Raw genomic sequence first — 20,928 nt, forward strand, 5'->3', positions numbered from 1 at the left:
CCCATGGACGACCATGATCTCGACGCCCGACACCTCGACGCCGCCGAGCAGGCTGAGCTCGAAGCACGGCTCGTACGCCCCGAGGTCGTCTCGGAGGAGCAGGCGTACGAGGCGGCGCTGCGGCCGCGCTCGCTCGAGGAGCTGATCGGCCAGGAGCGTGTCCGCGAGCAGCTCACGCTCGTCCTGACCGCGGCCCGCGGCCGCGGGCGCACCCCCGACCACGTCCTTCTCTCCGGTCCACCGGGGCTCGGCAAGACGACGCTGGCGATGATCATCGCGGCCGAGCTCGGCACGTCGCTGCGGCTCACCAGTGGCCCGGCGATCCAGCACGCCGGCGACCTCGCAGCGATTCTCTCGGGCATCAACGAGGGCGACGTCCTCTTCGTCGACGAGATCCACCGCATGTCGCGGCCCGCCGAGGAGCTGCTCTACATGGCGATGGAGGACTTCCGGGTCGACGTCATCATCGGCAAGGGCCCAGGGGCGACAGCGATCCCGCTGCAGATCCCGCAGTTCACCCTCGTCGGTGCGACGACGCGCGCGGGGCTCCTGCCCGGGCCGCTGCGTGACCGGTTCGGGTTCACCGCGCAGCTGGAGTATTACGAGGCGAGCGAGCTCCACCGCATCGTCGAGCGCTCCGCCGCGCTCCTCGGTGTGCAGACCACCCCCAAGGGCGGCCTCGAGATCGCCTCGCGCTCCCGTGGGACCCCGCGTATCGCCAACCGTCTCCTGCGCCGCGTGCGCGACTACGCAGAGGTGCGGGGGAGCGGTGTCGTCGACCTCGACATCGCCCATCGTGCCCTCGACCTGTACGAGGTCGACCGGCTCGGGCTCGACCGCCTCGACCGCGCCGTCCTGGACGCGCTCTGCCGCAGCTTCGCGGGCGGGCCGGTAGGGGTGTCGACGTTGGCCGTCGCCGTGGGGGAGGAGCGCGAGACGGTCGAGGAGGTGGCCGAGCCGTTCCTCGTACGACAGGGGTTCTTGGCACGGACGCCGCGGGGCCGGGTCGCGACGCCCGCCGCATGGGAGCACCTCGGGCTGCGGGCGCCGAGGCCGGCGACCGATCCCACGCTGCCGTTGGACTGAGGGGCGACCGCTAGACTTTCCTACGCACGACATAGCCCCCGACCATCACGCCTGGAGCCACCGTGAACGACGTTGCAGCCCTGCTGCCGATCATCTTGCTCGTCCTCGTCTTCTACTTCTTCATCATGCGGCCGCAGAGCAAGCGGCGCCGCGAGTTCGTCGACATGCAGCAGAAGGTGCAGATCGGGTCGCGCGTGATGATCACGAGCGGCATCTTCGGCACCGTCGTGGGGCTCGGTGACGACTCGATGACGCTGTCGGTCGCGCCGGGTGTCGAGATCGAGGTCCACCGCAACGTGGTCGCGAAGATCATCGACGACTCCGCGACGCCCGCGGTCGACGAGACCGCCGAGCCGGCCGAGCGTCCCCAGGACGAGAACGGCACCGCCTGATGCCGTCGAGCCTCACCGAGGCGCTCGACACTCTCGTCCGTGACATCGCGGACTGGCCTGACGCGGGGGTCGTCTTTCGTGACGTGACCCCGCTGCTCGCCGACCCAGAGGGGCTGCGGCTTACTGTCGAGGGTCTGGCCGCCGCCGGCCGCGAGATCGCCGCCGGCGACATCGACAAGGTCGTCGGCATCGAGGCGCGCGGGTTCATCTTCGGGACCCCTGTCGCCCTCGCGCTCGGCGCCGGGTTCGTCCCGGCCCGCAAGGCCGGCAAGCTGCCGGCTGCGACGTACGGGGTCGAGTACGACCTCGAGTACGGCTCGGCGACCGTCGAGATCCACCAGGACGCGCTCGCGCCGGGCGACCGCGTCGTCGTCGTCGACGACGTCCTCGCCACCGGCGGCACGATGGCGGCGGTCGACGAGCTGATCTCGCGGGCCGGCGCCAAGGTCGTCGCCAACATCGTCGTCCTCGAGATCGGTGCTCTGGGCGGCCGTGCGCGCTTGTCACACGACCGCTTCGGGGCGCTGCGGACGTACTGACCGGTCGGGCGCCCGGGCGGTGCCCGGTACGATGCTGCGCGTGAGCCCTGAGAGCACCAAGCTGGTCGCCGTCGTCGTCGTTGTCGCCCTCGTCCTCGCAGGCGGCGCGACCGTCTTCGCGATGCTGCTCGGATAGTCCACCGCTCCTGCGGGACCGCCGCACGGTCCTGGCCGTTGCCCCCTAGGATGGCGGCCTACGATGGAGGCGGAGGTGCCTGTGGCCGATCGAGCGCGGACCGAGTCAGAGCCTCGCAAGGAGTCCGTCCCGACTCCGGCGAGGGTGCGATCCCGCCTGGCCAGGCTCGGCAGCGGCCGCTCGTCGGCGGACAACCCTGTCGTTCTCGACCCGCTTCTGCGCATCGTCCGCACCAACCATCCCAAGGCCGACGCGACGGTCATCGTCCGCGCCTACAAGATCGCGGCCAAGATGCACCGCGGCCAGAAGCGCAAGAGCGGCGACCCCTACATCACGCATCCGCTGGCGGTCTCGACGATCCTGGCCGAGCTCGGCATGACGCCGCCGACGATCGTGGCGGCGCTGCTGCACGACACCGTCGAGGACACCCCCTACACGCTCGACCAGCTCACCAAGGACTTCGGCGCGGAGGTCGCGCGTCTGGTCGACGGGGTGACCAAGCTCGACAAGGTCCGGTACGGCGAGAACGCCGAGGCTGAGACGATCCGCAAGATGATCGTGGCGATGAGCCGCGACATCCGGGTTCTCATCATCAAGCTCGCCGACCGCCTCCATAACATGCGGACGCTGCGCTATCTCCGCCAGGACAAGCAGGAGCGCAAGGCTCGCGAGACGATCGAGATCTACGCGCCGCTGGCCCACAGGCTCGGCATGAACACCATCAAGTGGGAGCTCGAGGACCTCTCGTTCGCGACGCTCCACCCCAAGGTGTACGACGAGATCGTGCGACTGGTCGCCGATCGGGCGCCGTCTCGCGAGGACTTCATGTCCCAGGTGATCACCCAGGTGACCGAGGACCTCAAGAACGCCAAGATCAAGGCGAAAGTCACCGGCCGCCCGAAGCACTACTACTCGATCTACCAGAAGATGATCGTGCGAGGCCGCGACTTCGCCGACATCTACGACCTGGTCGGCATCCGCGTGCTCGTCGAGTCGGTCGCGGAGTGCTACGGCGTCCTCGGTGTGGTCCACGCCCGCTGGAACCCTGTGCCCGGGCGGTTCAAGGACTACATCGCGATCCCGAAGTTCAACATGTACCAGTCGCTGCACACGACGGTCGTGGGCCCGCAGGGCAAGGCGGTCGAGCTCCAGATCCGGACGCAGCAGATGCACCGCCGCGCCGAGTACGGTGTCGCCGCCCACTGGAAGTACAAGGAGGACGGCGGCAAGGGTGCTGCCGACTCCGGTGGTTCGGGCACGGACGACCTCTCCTGGATCCGGCAGCTGCTGGAGTGGCAGCAGGAGAACGAGGAGTCCCAGGACTTCCTCGAGAGCCTCCGCTTCGACCTGTCCGACCAGGTGTACGTCTACACGCCGCGCGGCGACGTCATCGGGCTGCCGGCGGGGTCGACGCCGATCGACTTCGCGTACGCGGTCCACACCGAGGTCGGGCACACCACGATCGGCGCACGCGTCAACGGCCGTCTCGTGTCGTTGGAGTCCAAGCTCGAGAACGGCGACGCGGTCGAGGTCTTCACCTCGAAGGCTCCCGGCGCGGGGCCGAGCCGCGACTGGCTCGAGTTCGTCAAGAGTCCACGCGCCCGCAACAAGATCAAGCAGTGGTTCACCAAGGAGCGCCGGGACGAGGCGATCGAGCGGGGCAAGGACGCGCTGACCCGCCAGATGCGCAAGGAGGGCCTGCCGCTGCAGCGACTCCTCAAGCACGAGACGCTCGCGACGGTGGCGAAGGACCTGCACCTTGCTGACGTGTCGTCCCTGTACGCGGCGGTGGGCGAGGGGCGGGTCGGCCCTCAGAACGTCGTGGAGCGGGTGCTCGCGCTGCTCGGCGGCGAGGAGGGGGCGAGCGAGGACCTCGCCGAGGCCGTCATCGTCCCCGACGAGTCGTCGCGGCGTCGCCGGGTACGCCGCGGTGATGCCGGCGTCATCGTGAAGGGCATGGACGGCTCGGTGGCCATCAAGCTGGCGCGCTGCTGCACGCCGGTGCCGGGCGACGAGATCATCGGCTTCGTCACGCGCGCACAGGGAGTCTCGGTGCACCGGCGTACCTGCACGAACGCCTCGAGCCTGCTCAAGGAGGAGGAGCGCCTCGTCGACGTCGAGTGGGCTCCGAGCGCGTCGAGCATGTTCCTCGTCGCGATCCAGGTCGAGGCGCTCGATCGGGCGCGGCTGCTGTCGGACCTCACCCGTGTGCTGTCCGACCAGCACGTCAACATCTTGTCGGCGTCGCTGTCGACGGGGCGCGACCGCGTCGCGAAGTCGACCTTCACGTTCGAGATGGGCGACCCCGCGCACCTCGGTCACGTGCTGAAGGCCGTCCGTACGGTCGAAGGCGTCTTCGACGTCTACCGCGTCAACCAGTAGCGCCAAGCCTTTCGGCGCTACTCGACCACCGAAAGGCTCGGCGCGGCCTTGCGTCAGGTCAGGTCTTCGGCGGACTTCCGGGCTTGGTCGAGCCAGGCCTGGCGGGCCTCCAGCGACTCCTGCAGCTCCTTGAGCTTGCGGTCGTTGCCGGCCGCCTTCGCGGCGTCCACCTGGGCCTCGAGGTCGGCGACCGCCTTCTCGAGCTTGCTGACGGTGTCGTCGACGCGGGCCTTGGTCTCGGGGTTGGAGCGTCGCCACTCGTCGTCGACGGCGTTGGAGATGGCCTTCTCGACGGCACGAAGCCGACCCTCGAGCTCCTTGATCTGCGCCCGCGGAACCTTGCCGGCCGCCTCCCACCGCTCGGTGATGCCGCGCCACGCGGTCCGGGCGGCGTCGAGATCGGTGATGGGGAGGAGCGCCTCGGCCTCGACGAGGATCTGCTGCTTCACCTCGGCGTTGGAGGCGTACTCGGCGTCGAGCGCCGCATTGGCGGCGTCCCTTCCCCCGAAGAACGTGTCCTGGGCGCCGCGGAACTTCTTCCACAGGCGGTCGTCGATGCCGCGCGGCGCAGGACCGGCGGCCTTCCACTGCGCCATCAGGTCGCGGAACTTGCCGGCGGTCGGCCCCCACTCGGTCGACTCGGCGAGCGCCTCAGCCTCGACGACCAGCTTCTCCTTGATCTTCTGGGCCTGACCGCGCTTCTCGTTCTGCTCGGCGAAGTGCGCCTTGCGGCGGCGCGTGTACGCCGTACGGGCCGTGGAGAACCGGTGCCACAGCTCGTCGTCGACCGCCTTGTCGAGGCGGGGGAGCGACTTCCACTGCTCGAGCATCTCGCGCAGCCGGTCGGCGCCGTGACGCCAGTCGTCGGAGGTGGCGATCTGCTCAGCGGTCCGTGCGATCTCCTCCTTCTGGACGGCCGCCTCGGCAGCGCGCTCGGCACGCTGGGCCTTGCGGCGCTCGCGCTGGGCCTCGATCACCGGGGCAAGGGCGTCGAGCCGGTCGCTCAGCGCCTCTAGGTCCCCGACGGCCGCCGCGTTGTCGACGGCTTCGCGCACCTGCGCGACGGCGCGCCGGGCGTCGTCGGGGGAGAGGCTGTCGGAGGCGATGCGCTTCTCGAGGAGCTCGACCTCGACGGCCAGCCCCTCGTACCGGCGGGTGAAGAGCGCCATGGCCTCGGCTGGATCACCGTCAGGCCATTGGCCGACGACCCGCTCGCCTTCGCGCGTGCGGACATAGACCGTCCCCTGGTCGTCGATGCGGCCCCAGGCCTCAGCAGGGTTCGAGGGAATCTCGCTCACGTCTCCACCTTGTCGCTTGTGTCGGGCACAGTCTAGGAGCACATCGGGCCGAAGGCGTCGAAGTCCGGACGATGGTCGCCTATGCGCCCGTGCGTCCTGGTCGTCGACCCCCAGCGATTCGCAGGCGCTGCGGCCGCTCGCGTACGCTGTCCCGTGTGCTGATCGCCGCTTTTCCCGCTGGCCCGCTGGCGGCCAACTGCTACTTCGTGGGGCGCGGACCCGGTGCCGAGTGCGTGATCGTCGATCCCGGCATGGACTCGCTCACGGGCATCCGCAACGTCGTCACCGAGCAGAACCTCACCCCAGTCGCCGTCTTCGTGACCCATGGCCACTTCGACCACATGTGGCAGGCGGCCGACGTCGCCGCGGAGTACGACGTGCCGGTGTGGATCCATCCCGCCGACCGTCACCTCCTCGCCGACCCGATGGCGGCGATCTCGAACGAGTCGGCGTCGATGCTGCGCGCCCAGTTCGGGCTGGAGGACGTCCCCGAGTTCCACGAGCCCGCCGACGTCCGTGACGCCACCGACGGCACAGTGATCGAGGCCGCGGGCCTGCGGTTCACGGTCGACCACGTGCCGGGTCACACGCCGGGCACTGTCGTCTACCGCGTCGACTACACGGGCGACGAGCCTGTCTCCCAGGTCGCGTTCACCGGCGACTTCCTGTTCGCCGGCTCGATCGGCCGTACGGATCTCGTCGGTGGAGACATGGACGAGATGGCCGCGAGCCTGCGGTCGTTCATGGGGCTCCCGGACGACGTCACCGTGCTCCCCGGACACGGCGGCCAGTCGTCGGTCGGGCGCGAGCGCGCGACCAACCCCTTCGTCGCGCAGTACGCGCCCAGCGGTGGAGAGGAAGCCTGACGTGGCACGTCCGACACCACTGTCCGGGTTCCCGGAGTTCCTCCCCGCCGACCGCTTCGCCGAGCAGCACGTGCTCGACCACCTGCGGCGCACCTTCGAGCTGCACGGGTTCGCGTCGGTCGAGACCCGCGCGGTCGAGACGATGGACCAGCTCCTGCGCAAGGGCGAGATCGACAAGGAGGTCTACGTCCTGCGACGCCTCCAGGCGGCCGACTCCGAGGGCGACGCCGGGATCGGCCTCCACTACGACCTGACCGTGCCGTTCGCGCGGTACGTCCTCGAGAACGCCGGCAAGCTCGAGTTCCCGTTCCGGCGCTATCAGATCCAGAAGGTGTGGCGGGGCGAGCGTCCGCAGGAGGGCCGCTTCCGCGAGTTCGTGCAGGCCGACATCGATGTGGTCGCCAAGGACGAGCTGCCGTTCCACTTCGACGTCGAGATCGCGACGGTGATGGCCGAGGCGCTCTCGGGTCTGCCGGTGCCGCCGCTGCGCATCCAGGTCAACAACCGCAAGCTTCTCGAAGGCTTCTACCGTGGCCTCGGCGTCGAAGACACCGCTGCCGTCATGCGGGTCATGGACAAGCTCGACAAGCTGCCCGAGGACACGATCCGCGAGCTGCTCGCCAAGGAGGGGCTCGACCCCGCGCAGTCGTCGAAGTGCCTCGCGCTCGCCGCCATCCGTAGCCGCGACTCGTCCTTCGCCGGCCAGGTCCGGGCGCTCGGCGTGAGCGACCCCCTGCTCGACGAGGGCATCGACGAGCTGACCCAGCTCGTGGACGCGCTCGCCCAGGTGAGGCTGGAGGGCGTCTCGGTGACCGCCGACCTGCGGATCGCGCGCGGGCTCGACTACTACACGGGCACCGTCTTCGAGACCGAGCTGGAGGGCTTCGAGCACCTCGGCTCGATCTGCTCCGGCGGTCGGTACGAGAAGCTCGCCGACGACGGCCGCAACGTCTACCCGGGCGTCGGCATCTCGCTCGGAGTGACCCGACTGCTGGTCCCGCTGGTCTCGCGCGGCCACCTCACGACCTCACGCGCCGTCCCGTCGGCCGTCCTCGTGGCTCTTGTCGACGAGGAGTCGCGTCCGGCGAGCAACGCGATCGCCGGACGACTGCGCGCCCGGGGCATCCCCACCGAGGTCGCTGCCTCGCCGCAGAAGTTCGGCAAGCAGATCCGGTACGCCGAGCGCCGCGGCATCCCGTACGTCTGGTTCCCCGCGGCCGGCGACGGAGCCGACCAGGTGAAGGACATCCGCAGCGGCGACCAGGCCGATGCCGACGGCGACACCTGGACCCCGCCCGCGGACGATCTCCGCCCTGCCGTCATCACCCCACTCGACACCCGAGGAGCAACATCGTGATCCGCACCCACGACGCAGGGAGCCTGCGCGCCACCGACGCCGGGACCCGCGTCACGCTGGCCGGCTGGGTGGCGCGACGCCGCGACCACGGGGGAGTGGCCTTCATCGACCTGCGCGACGCGTCCGGCGTCGCCCAGGTCGTGATCCGCGACGAAGAGGTTGCGCGCCCGCTGCGCAGCGAGTTCTGCCTCAAGGTCGTCGGCACCGTCGAGCTGCGTCCCGAGGGCAACGACAACCCCAACCTTCCGACCGGTGAGATCGAGGTGATCGCCGACACCGTGGAGGTCCTCAGCGAGTCGGCGCCGCTGCCGTTCCCGGTCGAGGAGTTCCACGCGAGCCCGGTGGGCGAGGAGGTCCGCCTCAAGTACCGCTACCTCGACCTGCGCCGGGCCGAGATGGCCAAGAACCTGCGGACTCGCGCCGCCGTCACCCGGATCATCCGCGAGGTGATGGCCGAGCACGACTTCCTGGAGTTCGAGACCCCGAACCTCACGGCGTCGACGCCTGAGGGCGCGCGCGACTTCCTCGTACCGGCCCGGACGCGTCCCGGCACCTGGTACGCGCTGCCGCAGTCGCCGCAGCTGTTCAAGCAGCTGCTCATGGTCGCGGGGATGGAGCGCTACTACCAGATCGCGCGATGCTTCCGCGACGAGGACAGCCGGGCCGACCGTCAGCCCGAGTTCACCCAGCTCGACATCGAGATGAGCTTCCTCGAGGAGGAGGACGTCTACGCTCTCACCGAAGAGATCCTCGCGCGCCTCTGGCGCGAGATCCTCGGGTACGAGATCACGCTGCCGATCCCGCGGATGTCGTTCGCCGAGGCCGTCGCGCGCTTCGGCATCGACCGTCCCGACATGCGGTTCGGCTGCGAGCTTGTGGACTTCACCGACTACTTCACGGACACGCCCTTCCGCGTGTTCGCGCCGAAGGGTCGCCACTGGCACGTGGGCGCGGTCGTGATGCCCGGCGGCGCCGACCAGCCGCGCCGCACGCTCGACGCGTGGCAGGAGTTCGCGAAGGCACGCGGCGCGAAGGGGCTGGCGTACGTGCTCGTGAACGAGGACGGAACCCTCGGCGGGCCGGTCGCCAAGAACCTGTCCGAGTCCGAGCGCGAGGGCCTCGTGGCGCACGCGGGCGCGAAGCCCGGTGACTGCATTTTCTTTGCGGCCGACCAGTACAACACCGCCAAGGCGCTGCTCGCGGCGGTCCGCGTGGAGATCGGCGAGCGCTGCGGCCTGATCGACCACGACCGGTGGGAGTTCTTGTGGGTCAACGACGCGCCGATGTTCGAGTACGTCGGTGACGACTCGCACGAGGCCTGGACGTCGATCCACCACCCGTTCACGGCTCCCGCGCCCGAGTACGCCGACACGTTCGACAAGGACCCGGGCACCGCGCTGAGCCAGGCGTACGACATCACGCTCAACGGCAACGAGCTCGGTGGCGGCTCGATCCGTATCCACCGCTCGGAGATGCAAGAGCGGGTCTTCGAGGTGCTCGGGCTGACCCCGGAGCAGACGCAGGGGCAGTTCGGCTTCCTGCTCGAGGCGTTCCAGTTCGGTCCGCCCCCGCACGGCGGCATCGCCCTCGGCATCGACCGTGTGGTGGCGCTGCTGACCGGCGCCGACACGATCCGCGACGTCATCGCCTTCCCGAAGACGGCCTCGGGCGCTGACCCGCTGACCGGTGCGCCTGCGCCGATCACGGCAGCGCAGCGCAAGGAGGCGGGCGTCGACGCGCCGCCGCCGGAGCCGAAGTCGGCGCCGGCCGAGTAGGGCGGTGTCGCGGCGGCTCGCTCAGCTGGCAGTGGGGGTCGCCGCGGCAGGGACGGGGTGCAGCGTCGCGGCGATGGCGTCGAACAGGAGCACCAGCTCGTCGCGCAGCGGCATCGTCGTCGTCGCGAAGGTGAGCAGGCCGAAGTGGGTGGCGTCCAGGCGCACGACGAAGTCGACGCTGAGGGTGTTGACCGGTTGCGGCTGGTCGGGGAACAGATCGGTCGCGACCTCCTCACGCACCCGGCGCAGCGCGCCGTGCTCGCCGACGTCGACGAACCCGACGTCGACCGCGGCGTCGCCCTCCCGAAAGTCCATCAGCAGCGTGTTGGCGAGCGAGTCGGTGTCCTCGACGACGAACTCGGTGGCGACCAGGCTGGCGCTGACCAGGGCACCGGCGATGGGCTCGAACAGCGAGTGCAGGTAGCGGGCACCCTGGCGGTGAGCCTGGTCGCACTGCTCGCGCAACGTCCGCTCGATCTCGATGCGCGTGGTGATGAGCTCGTCGCGGGGCTTGCCCTCGAGTGCGGCGTCGACCAGCCCCGTGATCGCCCGCGGCGCCTGCTCAGGGTCAGTCGGCAGCGAGATCCAGCCCGCTGGCAGGATCACCCGCCAGCCCGGTGCCACCACGACGGTGCGTTCGCGTGTGTTCACAGTCCCTCGATCCCCGCGGCGAGCTCCTCGAACGAGGGCTGCACCCGGTAGGAGGTGAGCAGGTCGGACTGGTAGGCCGCCAGCTGGTAGCAGATCCCCTGGTCCGGCCGCGACCACAGCACCATCAGGTGCTCGTGCACCTCGTCGCCCACGAACGGCCGGAACACGACGTTCACCGCGGTACCGGACTTGGTCTCCATCTCGGTGATCTCGGGTCCGGAGAACACCGGTTCGTCGCCGACGATCTGGGCCACGAGGTGCGTGGCGTCCAGGGCGGGGCTCGCGGGGAACGCCCGCAGGACCGCGTATGCCGACAGCCGCGACAGATCGTCGGGCTCGGTGGTCATCACCCAGCCGGCCAGGTTGAGCACCTGGCTCGCGTCCGCGTCGGCGTTGGCGCGCAGCAGGCTGGCCCGAACGCCGAGCATGAACGCGATCGAGTCGACGACCTCGCGGGCGTCGCCGAAGCGTTCGCGCCACCGAACGTCCAGGCTGTCGGCGTCGGCGTCGAGCGGGATCGGAACCCAGTCGACGTGTCCCGTGGCCTCGATGTCACTCAACGTGCACGCTCCTGCTCGTACTGTCCATGATCGCGTCCGACGCTGCGGCGCCACCTTTGCTGGCTGACCGCGCCCCACAGCACCGCCAGGACACAGGCGACGCCCGCGGCGACGAGGAGCCAGCCGAAGGCGTCGACCTTCGCCCCTGGACCGAGCGGTGCGACCAACCCGAGGACTGCGGCCAGACCACAGACGATCGGGACGCTGAGGCCCAGTGCTCCGGACTCTCGTTCGGTCAGCTCCCACCCTGCCCGGCCATCGATCGGTCGCAACGGAGTCGTCGCACCGGTGCCGACCTCGGCGTCAAGCCTCCCGGCCGTGACCTCGATGCCGGCCGTCTCGCAGCAGGCGCGCAACCGGTCCGCATCGGCGGTGGCGGGCACCAGCTCAGCGGTGTCGAATCCTGCCAACAGCGCGCCCTCGGCATCTCGCAGGTGCACCTGTGCGGCTCCGAGCTCGACCAGCGCCACCCCGCCCGTGGCCGGTCCACGGAGCCAGATCTCCTGAGCCTCGTACGGGCGGACGATCACGACGTCGTCACGCCCGAACTGCACCTGCGTCCCGGCAACGCCGCCAGGCACGTCGTACACCGACCGTCCGGCTGCCTCGAGCGGGGTGCGGGTGAGACGTCGGAATGCCAGGCGGCTTCGTACGAGGCCGGCGGTGGCGGCGACCGCGAGCAGGCAGGCCACGGCGTGCGGCCACGCGGGCCAGTCCACGCCGGCCTGCAAGGCGACCAGGACGATGACGACGGACACCACGGCCATCGTCCAGACGAGCCGGGCGAGCCTCAGCTGCCGACGTTGCGGCCGCAGCAGAACCCGGCTCTCCGCGGCCCGCTGCGTCCGGTCGAGCGGGGGGCCCTCCTGCAGAGTCAGCCCCAGCGCGCGGACCAGTGCCGCTGCACCGGAGGCCCGCAGAGCGTCGCTCGCAGGGGCTCCCGGCGGCACGACGTCGAGGAGCGGCACGGTGATCACCGGTCCGTCCGGGCCGGACAGGACCAGCGCGCCGCTGGGGGCGAGAGCCTCCTGACGGTCCCGCTCGGCCTCGATCCGGCGCACCACCCCAGACGCGGGCACCTGTCGGAGCAGGCTCTCGTCGGCAGGGTCGGCGGGCCACCGCCGTAGCGACCGCAGCTCGCTGTGGGTGCGCGGATGTGCGCGGGTGAGGGAGGCGGCCGTCCCCAGGAGCCGTGGCTCGGCGTCCGAGTCGTGGAGCCACAGCTCACCGCCGTCGGCGACGAGGCGGACGTGGCGCGCAGCGGGGATCGACAAGCCCCGTCCCGTCGCCCAGCTCACCTGGTGGGTCTCAGTCATTGAGGATCTTTGCCGCTGATCGTGTCGAACGTCTCAGGGAGCTTCGGGACCGACCCGACGGCGTCACGGACCTTGTTGGCGAAGTCGGTGGTGAACACGATCTGCTCGATCTTGATGTTGCGCGCGACCTTGTCGAGCTGCAGGGCATGGGCGGCGTCGTCGGTGGCGCGGCGCAGTGCGGCGAGCTGCTGGTTCAGCCCGGCCAGCTCGCGGCCACCGTTGCGCAGACTCTCGGCGACCGTGGCCGGCAGCTTCGTCGGGGCGGTGTTGATGAGCCCGATCAGGTCGTCGGCGGCACGTTGGCCCTCCTGCGCCGCGGCGCCGGTCAGCTTCTGCGTCCAGCGCGCGAGGTTGTTGCTCGGGTTGCTGATCTTCAGGGCGTTGTTGAACTGCGTCACCTTGCCACTGATGAGCCTGTTCAGTGCAGCGGCCTTGGTGGTCTGGCTCAGGCGCGAGGCGACCTGTGGCGCGAGGCTCTTGATCCCGCGCAGCGCAGCGGACGCAGCCTTGCCGCCCACGAGCGACAGAGCGACATCCACGAGGGCCCATCCGACGTCGGCACCGCTGTAGTGCCCGGTGTCGGCTGCGTACAGAAGCAGCGTGCCGGCCAGGATCGCGACGCTGAGGACGATAGCGGCGACGACGAGCGCGAAGGGTGCGCCGATCGTGAACACCAGCACGAGGATCAGGGCGCCAAGGACGAGCGCGATGATCTTCAGCACTTCCACGACGCGATGGATGACGTCGGCCATGTCGCGGACGGAGCCCTTGAAGTCGCCCCACCAGCCGTCGTCCCAGATCTCGGCGGCGTCCTCGATGTCGTTCTTGCGGTCGCGGGCGGCGCGGTTGAGCACCTCCATCGCCTCGCGCATCTGCGACACCGCGCGGCCCAGGTCGCCCTCGGCGCCCTCGCGGGTCTCGTCGGTCTTGTCCTGCCCGGTCGGCGCCTCGCCCTCACCCTCGAACGGCTTGTTCTCGTCGACGGTCTTCTGGGCGGCCTCGGCCTTCTTGAGGGCGCTCCAGGTGTCGTTGCGCCCGGTCTCGACGTTGGTCTTCCAGCTGTCAAGCGCCGTCGCGACGGCCTCGTAGCGCTGGACGACCTTGCCGAGGTCCTCGAGGACGTCGTCCGCCTTGTCGGCGAATGCCTCGGCGGCCTTGCCGCGCCAGCCGTCGAGGTCGGAGACGGCCTTCAGGATGCGCTTGATCTCGTCGGCCTCGTCGGCGCGGGAGCGCATCGCGTCGGCGACCGTCCGTACCTCCGACTCTGATGCTTCGATCGGGTCGGACGCGTGCCCGACGAGGTCCCAGTCTCCGCTGCGTTTGGTCACGGCTCCTTCTTCGCTTCCTTGATCGCTTTCACCAGCTCGGCGGCGAGCTTCTCGTCGGCCTCCTCGAACCCGTTGGCGGTCTCCGTGGCGAGCTCGCCCAGCTTCAAGAGCTTGTCGGCCAGGTGGTCACGGTTGTCGTCCCAGTTCTTACGGAACTTGTCCATGGCGTCGACGACATCCTCGTGCGCGAGGTGCTCCTTGCCGTACGAGGCTCTGCCGTCGGCGGACTTCAACCGGTCGCACAGTGTCGTCAGGCGGGTGCCGAGGTCGCGCAGCTCCTGGGTGGCCACTTGGAGATCGTTCATGGGACCCACATGTTAGGGGCCCAGAGGGCCACGGCGGGTGCAGGGCGCGTACGGATCGTTATCGTCGTGTGGTCGTCACGTGTCGGGGGTCTCGCCTAGGCTCCTGTGAGCGCCCGCCGTCGTGTCGGCGGGCGAGACGACGAGGGAGGTCAGGGTGGGACGCCGGCTCGGGCGCATGATCGCCCTGTGCTGTGTCGGTGCGCTCGTCGTGGGCTGCACGGTGGCCGACGACGCACGATCCTCCCCGACGGTGACGACGCTCGACCACGTCGCTGCAGGGCGCGAGGGCAGCGCACGCGATCCCGACGCGCCGGCGCCCGCACCCGAGATCAAGGGCGCCACCCGCGGAGGCACCCTGACCGTCCTCAGCTCGCACGTGCCCGAGTCGCTCGATCCGGCCAGGTCGTCGTTCACCGACACGCGGGGCATCTTGTCGGGCCTCGTCACGCGGTCGTTGACGCAGTTCCACCGCGACCCCGACACCGGGCGGATGGTGCTGGTCCCCGACCTCGCCACCGACCTCGGCACCCCCAACGACGACAACACCGCATGGACGTTCACGCTGCGCCCCGGCGTCAACTTCGAGAACGGTGCGCCGATCACCGCCGCCGACGTCGCGTACGGGGTCAAGCGCGCGTTCGCCAGCACGGAGCTGCCGGGTGCCCCCGCGTACCTCCAGACGTTCTTCCTCGACGGCAACCGCTACCGCGGCCCGTACGCGACGAAGGCCGAGCTGAAGCAGCGCGAGGGGTACGAACCCGACTGGTACGCCGGCGACGACTTCCGTGCGATCGAGGTCACGGGCCGCAGGATCACGTTCCACATGCGGCGCCCGTTCGCCGACATGCCCTATCTCGCGTCGTTCCCCCAGTTCTCACCGGTGCCGCGCAGCGCCGACGCCGACCCCGCCGCGTACGGTCGGCGGCCGGTCGCCACCGGTCCTTACGCGGTCTCGACCTATCGCGACGGCACGACCCTGACGCTCGAGCGCAACTCGCGGTGGGACCCGGCGACCGACCCGGCACGCCACCAGTACGCGGACGGGTGGACGTTCCTGTGGGGCCAGGATCCCGACCGCATCGACGGGCTGATGGTCGACGACGCCGGCGACGCGCAGTACGCGCTCTCGTACGACTCGGTGGCGGCCGACACCTTCGAGCGGATGCGCGACGACGCGCCCGAGCGGCTGGTCGCGGCCGGGACGCCGTGCACCTATCTCTGGTACCTCGACACCCGCTCGATCTCCGACCGCCGCGTCCGGCAGGCGCTCGGCTGGGCGTACCCGTACGACGCCGCCTGGAAGGCCGGCCGCGAGAGTGTGGGGACGACAAGGCTCCCCGGCACGACCCTGCTCCCGCCGGGGACTGCTGGCCGTCGCTCGTACGACCCGCTCGGCAACGGCGGCCGCCGGACGGACGCGCAGCGCGCACACGCCCTGCTCGAGGAGGCGGACGCGCTCGGGTTCGCCGTCCGCTGGTACTACGCGAGCGACGTGCCCGAGAAGGTCGCGATCAAGGACGCCGTGGTGACAGCACTGCGGCGCGCCGGGTTCGAGCCGCAGCCGGTCGCGACCACCGCCAAGCAGATCCGCGCGATGCAGTTCGACCCGGACGGTCCGCACAACGTCGTCGACTCCGGCTGGTGCTCCGACTGGCCCACCGGCTCGTCGTGGTTCCCAGCACAGTGGTCGAGCGAGATCGTCGACGACCCGAGCCGCCCGAACCCGTCGATGCTCGCTGCCGAGGACGTCGACGACGCGATCGACAAGACCCTCGACACCCTCAGTGGTGCCGACGCGGCCCGCGCGTGGGGCGCGCTCGATGAACGGGTCGGGCGCAAGCACTATCCCGCGGTCGTCCTCGGCCACGGTGGTGTGGTGCTGGCTCACGGCAGCAGGGTCGGCGGCATGGCCGTCAACCAGCTGCTCGCGATGCCCGTCTTTGCTGACATGTACGTCGACCAGAGCGGCTGACCGGGCCGCGTACCCTGGGCGGGTGGACTCAGACGGCGCACCCCCGGACGGGCTCTTCGACGTCCCCGACGTCGCCCCTGCACCGTCAGGTGGCGGCAGCCTGACCGACGCGGCCCACCGCGCCGCGCCGCTGGCGGTCCGGATGCGGCCGCGCACGCTCGACGAGCTCGTCGGCCAGGAGGCGCTCCTGCGCACCGGCACACCCCTGCGGCGGATGGTGCACGGCGACCAGTCGATGTCGCTGATCCTGTGGGGTCCGCCCGGGACGGGAAAGACGACGCTCGCCTCCCTGGTCAGCCATCAGACCAACCGCCGCTTCGTCGAGGTGTCGGCGGTGTCGGCCGGCGTCAAGGAGGTGCGTGAGACGCTCGCGTCCGCCCGCCGGATGCTGGCGCAGGGCGGGCGCGAGACCGTGCTGTTCGTCGACGAGGTCCACCGCTTCTCCAAGGCGCAGCAGGACGCGCTCCTGCCCGGCGTCGAGAACCGTTGGGTCTCGCTGATCGCCGCCACCACCGAGAACCCGCACTTCTCCGTGATCTCGCCGCTGCTGTCCCGCTCGCTGCTGCTGACCCTCGAGCCGCTGAGCGACGATGACATCGCCACCCTCGTGGAGCGTGCGGTCGCCGACGAGCGCGGCCTCGCGGGGGCGGTGGTGCTCGAGGACGAGGCCCGTGACCACCTCGTACGCCTCGCCGGGGGTGACGCACGACGGGCTCTGACCTACCTAGAGGCGGCGGCCGGTGCGGCGCAGGCCCAGGACCGTGACCGCATCACCGTTGACGATGCCGCGAGCGCCGTTGACCGGGCGGCCGTCCGGTACGACCGGCAAGGCGACCAGCACTATGACGTCACGAGCGCGCTCATCAAGTCGATCCGTGGATCGGACGTCGACGCGGCGCTGCACTACCTGGCGCGGATGGTGGAGGCGGGGGAGGACCCCAAGTTCCTCGCGCGCCGACTGATGATCTCGGCCAGCGAGGACATCGGCCTCGCCGACCTGACAGCGCTGCAGACTGCGGTGGCTGGCGCACAGGCGGTGCAGATGATCGGCTTCCCGGAGGCGGCGCTCACCCTCTCGCAGGTCGTGATCACGTTGGCGCTCGCGCCGAAGTCCAACGCCGCGTACAAGGCGATCGCCGCCGCGAGCGCCGACGTCCGGGCGGGCAAGGCAGGGGCGGTGCCGCCTGCGCTGCGCGATGCCCACTACGCCGGAGCCAAGAAGCTCGGCCACGGGCACGACTACAAGTACGCCCACGACGACCCGCGGGGGGTGGTGGGCCAGCAGTACGCGCCGGACGAGATCGACGGCGCGGAATACTACCGGCCGACCGGCCGCGGCGCGGAGGCCGCGTACGCGGAGCGGGTGGCGCGGCTGCGCGAGATCCTGCGCGACCCGGCGGAACGCTCGGGTGACTGACCGCGGACCCGGTCGGTAGGGTCGAGCCCATGCCGATCGAGACCTGGGTCACCGCCCTGGCCTGTGGCGTCGCGCTCGTCGCCCTGGCCGCCGCCCTGCTGGCCGTGCGCGCCCTCTCGCGGCTGCGCGCCGAGGTGCGCGGGCTGGCCGGGCGGACCGAGCTGAGCGAGGGGAGCAGTCGGGCGACCCCCCTTGTCGAGACCCCCTCCACCGAGATCGTCTACGCCCCCACACCGCTCGCCCACGTCGGCGGCGCCGAGCGCCAGGTCCTCCCGCACGAGCGGGCGGTGGTGACCCAGGAGGGCACCGTCATCGTCCTTCCTTCGGAGCAGCAGGTCGTGGCGGCTACCATGGGACGTCCGCTGGTCCGTGGCGCCGTGCTGAGCCATGGGCTGATGCACGCGCTACGGCCGGAGAGCCGGGATCGGATCCGAGGGATCGTCCGTCGCGAGTTCCGCCGTCGTCGCAAGATCCGGCGGCGCGCCGCGCGCCAGGCGGCCCGTTCGGCGTCGGTGGCCCCGGAGGTCCCGTCGTGGCCCGGCAGCACCACGACACCCGAGCAGGAGGGCACACGATGAAGAGCCGCGTTCTGTGGTTCGTCGCGGGCACCACCGCAGGGGTGTACGGGACCTTCAAGGCGAAGCGGATGGCCGACCGGTTCACCCCGACCGGGATGACCGACCAGGTCGCCGCGTGGCAGGTCGGTCTCCAGGCGTTCGCCGAGGAGGTCCGCTCCGGCATGAGCGTGCGCGAGGCCGAGATCGCTGAACACCTGGGTCTGCCGCCCGACGCGCTCGCCCGCGCTCTGCCCCCCTCCGCGGGACGACCCCCCGCCACGCGCCAGCTTCCCCCGTACGACGAGTAAGGACTGCTTCCCCATATGGACACAGCGGAGATCCGCCGCCGGTTCCTCGACCACTTCGAGTCGAACGGCCACACGGTGGTGCCCTCGGCATCGCTGATCCTGGACGACCCCAACCTGCTCTTCGTGAACGCGGGCATGGTGCCGTTCAAGCCGTACTTCCTTGGTCAGGAGACCCCGCCGTTCAAGCGGGCGACCAGCGTTCAGAAGTGCGTGCGCACCCAGGACATCGAAGAGGTCGGCAAGACCACCCGGCACGGCACGTTCTTCCAGATGAACGGCAACTTCTCGTTCGGCGACTACTTCAAAGAGGGCGCCATCGAGCTTGCCTGGTCGCTGGTGACCGGCGCGGTCGAGTCCGGCGGGCTCGGGTTCGACCCCGAGCGCGTGTGGGTGACGGTGCTGCCGAGCGATGCCGAGGCGCGCGACGCGTGGCGGAGGATCGCCGGCCTGCCCGACGAGCGGATCCAGGATCGCGGGCTGGAGGACAACTACTGGCACATGGGCGTGCCCGGACCCGGTGGCCCGTGCTCGGAGATCTACATCGACCGCGGCGCCGAGTACGGCCCGGACGGCGGCCCCGTCGTCGACGAGGACCGCTTCCTCGAGATCTGGAACCTCGTGTTCATGCAGGAGGAGCTGAGCCAGGTCCGCAGCAAGGCCGACTTCGACGTGCTGGCTCCGCTGCCGAGCAAGAACATCGACACCGGCATGGGCCTCGAGCGCGTCGCGTACCTGCTGCAGGGCAAGCAGAACATGTACGAGATCGACCAGGTCTTCCCGGTCATCGAGAAGGCCTCGGCGCTCTCGGGCAAGCGGTACGGCGCGGTCCACGAGGACGACGTGCGCTTCCGCGTCATCGCCGACCACGTCCGCAGTGGACTCATGCTGATCGGTGACGGTGTCACCCCTGGCAACGAGGGGCGCGGCTACGTGCTGCGCCGTCTGCTGCGCCGTGCGGTGCGCTCGATGCGCCTGCTCGGTTATGAGGACCCCGCCCTGCCGGAGCTGCTCCCGGTGAGCCGCGACGAGATGGTGCGCTCGTACCCGGAGGTCGGGACGGACTTCGCCCGCATCGCGCAGGTCGCGTACGCGGAGGAGGAGACGTTCCGCCAGACCCTCGCGAAGGGTACGCAGATCTTCGACCTGGCCGCGGACACGGCCAAGGCTGAGGGGGCGACCGTCCTCACGGGCGACAAGGCGTTCCAGCTCCACGACACGTACGGGTTCCCGATCGACCTGACGCTCGAGATGGCCTCTGAGCAGGGGCTTGCCGTCGACGAGCAGGGCTTCCGTGCGCTGATGTCCGAGCAGCGTGCGCGTGCCAAGGCGGACGCGAAGTCCAAGAAGGGTCGCCACGCCGACACCACGATCTACCGCGACGCGCTCGACGCGAACGGACCGACCGAGTGGCTCGCGTACGAGCGCCTGAGCACCGAGTCGCAGGTCCGGTCACTGATCCAGGAGGCCGGACGCACACCGGCCGTGGGAGAGTCGCAGGTCGCCGAGGTGGTCCTCGACCGCACCCCGTTCTATGCGGAGTCCGGTGGCCAGAGCGCCGACGCCGGTGTCCTCGTATGGGATGGCGGTCGCGCCGAGGTGCTCGACGTCCAGCGCCCGTTGCGCGGCCTCGTCGTCCACCAGGTGCGCGTGCTGGAGGGCGAGCTGACCGAGGGTACGGCGCTGCAGGCCGACGTCGACCCGCAGTGGCGCGTCGGGGCCTGCCAGGCGCACTCGGGGACGCACGTCGTGCACGCGGCGCTGCGCGAGGTCCTCGGCCCGACGGCGCTGCAGAGCGGTTCGTACAACCGTCCCGGCTATCTGCGCCTCGACTTCGGCTGGTCGAGCGCGCTGTCGCCGACGCAGATGCACGACGTCGAGCAGGCCGCGAACATCGCCCTGCGTGAGGACCTGTTGGTCACCGCCGCCGTGATGCCGCTCGAGCGGGCCAAGGAGCTCGGTGCGCTCGCCTTGTTCGGCGAGACGTACGGCGAGGACGTCCGCGTCGTCGAGATCGGTGGCCCGTGGTCGCGCGAGCTCTGCGGTGGCACGCACGTGGCTCACTCGTCGCAGATCGGCACGATCGTGCTCACGTCCGACAGCTCGGTGGGCGCGGGCAATCGCCGCGTTGAGGCCGTGGTCGGTCTCGAGGGCTTCTCGTACCTCGCTCGCGAGCGCGATCTCGTCGCGCAAGTCAGTGATCTCCTCAAGGTCCAGCACGACGACGTCCCGGGCCGGGTGGCGGACCTGGTCGGACGTCTGCGGACCGCCGAGAAGGAGATGGAGAAGCTGCGTGCTGCGCAGCTGCTGTCGTCGGTTGCCGACCTCGCTGGGGACGCGGTGGACGTGGACGGCGTCGCGTACGTCGGGCACGTCGCCGACGGCCTCCCTGCGAAGGACGTCCGTACGCTCGCCCTCGACGTCCGCGGACGTCTCGACTCGTCGCGGCCGGCCGTCGTGGCCATGATCGGCACGGCCGACGGCAAGGCCGCCTGCGTGGTCGCCGTCAACGACGCAGGCCGCTCGGCCGGTCTCGCGGCGGGCGACCTCATCAAGGCGGCGATGGAGTCGCTGGGTGGTCGCGGAGGCGGCAAGGCCGACATCGCCCAGGGTGGTGGCACGGAGGTCGCGGCCGCACCGCAGGCGATCGAGGCGGTCCGTCGCGCGATCCAAGGCGCGGTCTGAC

The 20,928-nt window shown here is 70.4% G+C and carries 18 protein-coding genes; 12 read left to right on the plus strand and 6 right to left on the minus strand.

Going from position 1 to position 20,928, the window contains the following annotated elements; translation table 11 throughout:
- Positions 1-3: 3 nt before the first annotated feature.
- The 4 genes from ruvB to ACFSDF_RS14105 all read left to right on the plus strand — a co-directional run bounded on the left by ruvB (position 4) and on the right by ACFSDF_RS14105 (position 4,535).
- Positions 4-1,086 (plus strand): Holliday junction branch migration DNA helicase RuvB, encoded by a 1,083-nt coding sequence (ruvB, locus tag ACFSDF_RS14090; protein WP_167008929.1) that lies wholly within the window; start codon positions 4-6, stop codon positions 1,084-1,086.
- Between the two features lie 62 nt (positions 1,087-1,148).
- Positions 1,149-1,478 carry a preprotein translocase subunit YajC gene (gene yajC / locus ACFSDF_RS14095; protein ID WP_167008932.1) on the plus strand — a complete coding sequence of 110 codons (330 nt, stop codon included), beginning with the start codon at positions 1,149-1,151 and terminating at the stop codon, positions 1,476-1,478.
- Positions 1,478-2,017, plus strand: coding sequence for an adenine phosphoribosyltransferase (locus ACFSDF_RS14100; protein ID WP_167008935.1), 540 nt, complete (start codon positions 1,478-1,480; stop codon positions 2,015-2,017). Before yajC ends, ACFSDF_RS14100 begins: the two co-directional genes overlap by 1 nt.
- Positions 2,018-2,216: 199 nt before the next feature.
- The gene (locus tag ACFSDF_RS14105) at positions 2,217-4,535 is read left to right on the plus strand and encodes a RelA/SpoT family protein (RefSeq protein ID WP_167251803.1); all 2,319 of its coding nucleotides are present in this window, start codon (positions 2,217-2,219) and stop codon (positions 4,533-4,535) included.
- A 53-nt stretch (positions 4,536-4,588) separates the two neighbouring features.
- Here the strand turns inward: ACFSDF_RS14105 and ACFSDF_RS14110 are convergent, their stop codons facing one another.
- On the minus strand, positions 4,589-5,833 hold the full coding sequence (locus ACFSDF_RS14110; protein WP_243845166.1) for a DUF349 domain-containing protein: 1,245 nt from the start codon (positions 5,831-5,833) through the stop codon (positions 4,589-4,591).
- 155 nt (positions 5,834-5,988) lie between these two features.
- Here ACFSDF_RS14110 and ACFSDF_RS14115 point away from each other — a divergent pair, with 155 nt between their 5' ends.
- The 3 genes from ACFSDF_RS14115 to aspS are packed head-to-tail and all read left to right on the plus strand — an operon-like array spanning position 5,989 to position 9,831.
- On the plus strand, positions 5,989-6,699 hold the full coding sequence (locus tag ACFSDF_RS14115; protein ID WP_167251802.1) for an MBL fold metallo-hydrolase: 711 nt from the start codon (positions 5,989-5,991) through the stop codon (positions 6,697-6,699).
- A gap of 1 nt (position 6,700) precedes the next feature.
- A complete protein-coding gene (gene hisS, locus ACFSDF_RS14120; protein ID WP_167008944.1) occupies positions 6,701-8,056 on the plus strand; it encodes a histidine--tRNA ligase in 1,356 nt (451 codons plus the stop codon).
- Positions 8,053-9,831 (plus strand): aspartate--tRNA ligase, encoded by a 1,779-nt coding sequence (gene aspS, locus ACFSDF_RS14125; RefSeq protein ID WP_377157950.1) that lies wholly within the window; start codon positions 8,053-8,055, stop codon positions 9,829-9,831. Before hisS ends, aspS begins: the two co-directional genes overlap by 4 nt.
- A 21-nt stretch (positions 9,832-9,852) precedes the next feature.
- Here the strand turns inward: aspS and ACFSDF_RS14130 are convergent, their stop codons facing one another.
- The 5 genes from ACFSDF_RS14130 to ACFSDF_RS14150 are packed head-to-tail and all read right to left on the minus strand — an operon-like array spanning position 9,853 to position 13,991.
- Positions 9,853-10,482 (minus strand): hypothetical protein, encoded by a 630-nt coding sequence (locus ACFSDF_RS14130; RefSeq protein ID WP_167008949.1) that lies wholly within the window; start codon positions 10,480-10,482, stop codon positions 9,853-9,855.
- A complete protein-coding gene (locus tag ACFSDF_RS14135; protein ID WP_377157952.1) occupies positions 10,479-11,042 on the minus strand; it encodes a hypothetical protein in 564 nt (187 codons plus the stop codon). The genes ACFSDF_RS14130 and ACFSDF_RS14135 overlap by 4 nt, the downstream gene beginning before the upstream one ends.
- On the minus strand, positions 11,039-12,358 hold the full coding sequence (locus tag ACFSDF_RS14140; protein ID WP_377157954.1) for a hypothetical protein: 1,320 nt from the start codon (positions 12,356-12,358) through the stop codon (positions 11,039-11,041). Before ACFSDF_RS14140 ends, ACFSDF_RS14135 begins: the two co-directional genes overlap by 4 nt.
- Positions 12,355-13,686: a WXG100 family type VII secretion target gene (locus ACFSDF_RS14145; protein ID WP_167008957.1), complete on the minus strand. Its 1,332-nt coding sequence runs from the start codon at positions 13,684-13,686 to the stop codon at positions 12,355-12,357. Before ACFSDF_RS14145 ends, ACFSDF_RS14140 begins: the two co-directional genes overlap by 4 nt.
- Positions 13,683-13,991 (minus strand): hypothetical protein, encoded by a 309-nt coding sequence (locus ACFSDF_RS14150; protein ID WP_167008960.1) that lies wholly within the window; start codon positions 13,989-13,991, stop codon positions 13,683-13,685. Before ACFSDF_RS14150 ends, ACFSDF_RS14145 begins: the two co-directional genes overlap by 4 nt.
- 154 nt (positions 13,992-14,145) lie before the next feature.
- Here ACFSDF_RS14150 and ACFSDF_RS14155 point away from each other — a divergent pair, with 154 nt between their 5' ends.
- The 5 genes from ACFSDF_RS14155 to alaS are packed head-to-tail and all read left to right on the plus strand — an operon-like array spanning position 14,146 to position 20,927.
- The gene (locus tag ACFSDF_RS14155) at positions 14,146-15,963 is read left to right on the plus strand and encodes an ABC transporter substrate-binding protein (RefSeq protein ID WP_243843138.1); all 1,818 of its coding nucleotides are present in this window, start codon (positions 14,146-14,148) and stop codon (positions 15,961-15,963) included.
- 22 nt (positions 15,964-15,985) lie between these two features.
- The gene (locus ACFSDF_RS14160) at positions 15,986-17,380 is read left to right on the plus strand and encodes a replication-associated recombination protein A (protein ID WP_243843139.1); all 1,395 of its coding nucleotides are present in this window, start codon (positions 15,986-15,988) and stop codon (positions 17,378-17,380) included.
- A gap of 29 nt (positions 17,381-17,409) precedes the next feature.
- A complete protein-coding gene (locus tag ACFSDF_RS14165; protein ID WP_167008966.1) occupies positions 17,410-17,958 on the plus strand; it encodes a hypothetical protein in 549 nt (182 codons plus the stop codon).
- Entirely contained in the window at positions 17,955-18,245 is a 291-nt protein-coding gene (locus ACFSDF_RS14170; protein WP_167008969.1) for a DUF6167 family protein, read from the plus strand. Before ACFSDF_RS14165 ends, ACFSDF_RS14170 begins: the two co-directional genes overlap by 4 nt.
- Positions 18,246-18,260: 15 nt before the next feature.
- Positions 18,261-20,927, plus strand: a complete 2,667-nt coding sequence (gene alaS, locus ACFSDF_RS14175; RefSeq protein ID WP_377157957.1) for an alanine--tRNA ligase — start codon at positions 18,261-18,263, stop codon at positions 20,925-20,927.
- The last annotated feature ends 1 nt before the right edge of the window (position 20,928 follow it).

It is taken from the genome of Mumia zhuanghuii (assembly GCF_042681565.1).
Classification (GTDB): Bacteria; Actinomycetota; Actinomycetes; order Propionibacteriales; family Nocardioidaceae; genus Mumia.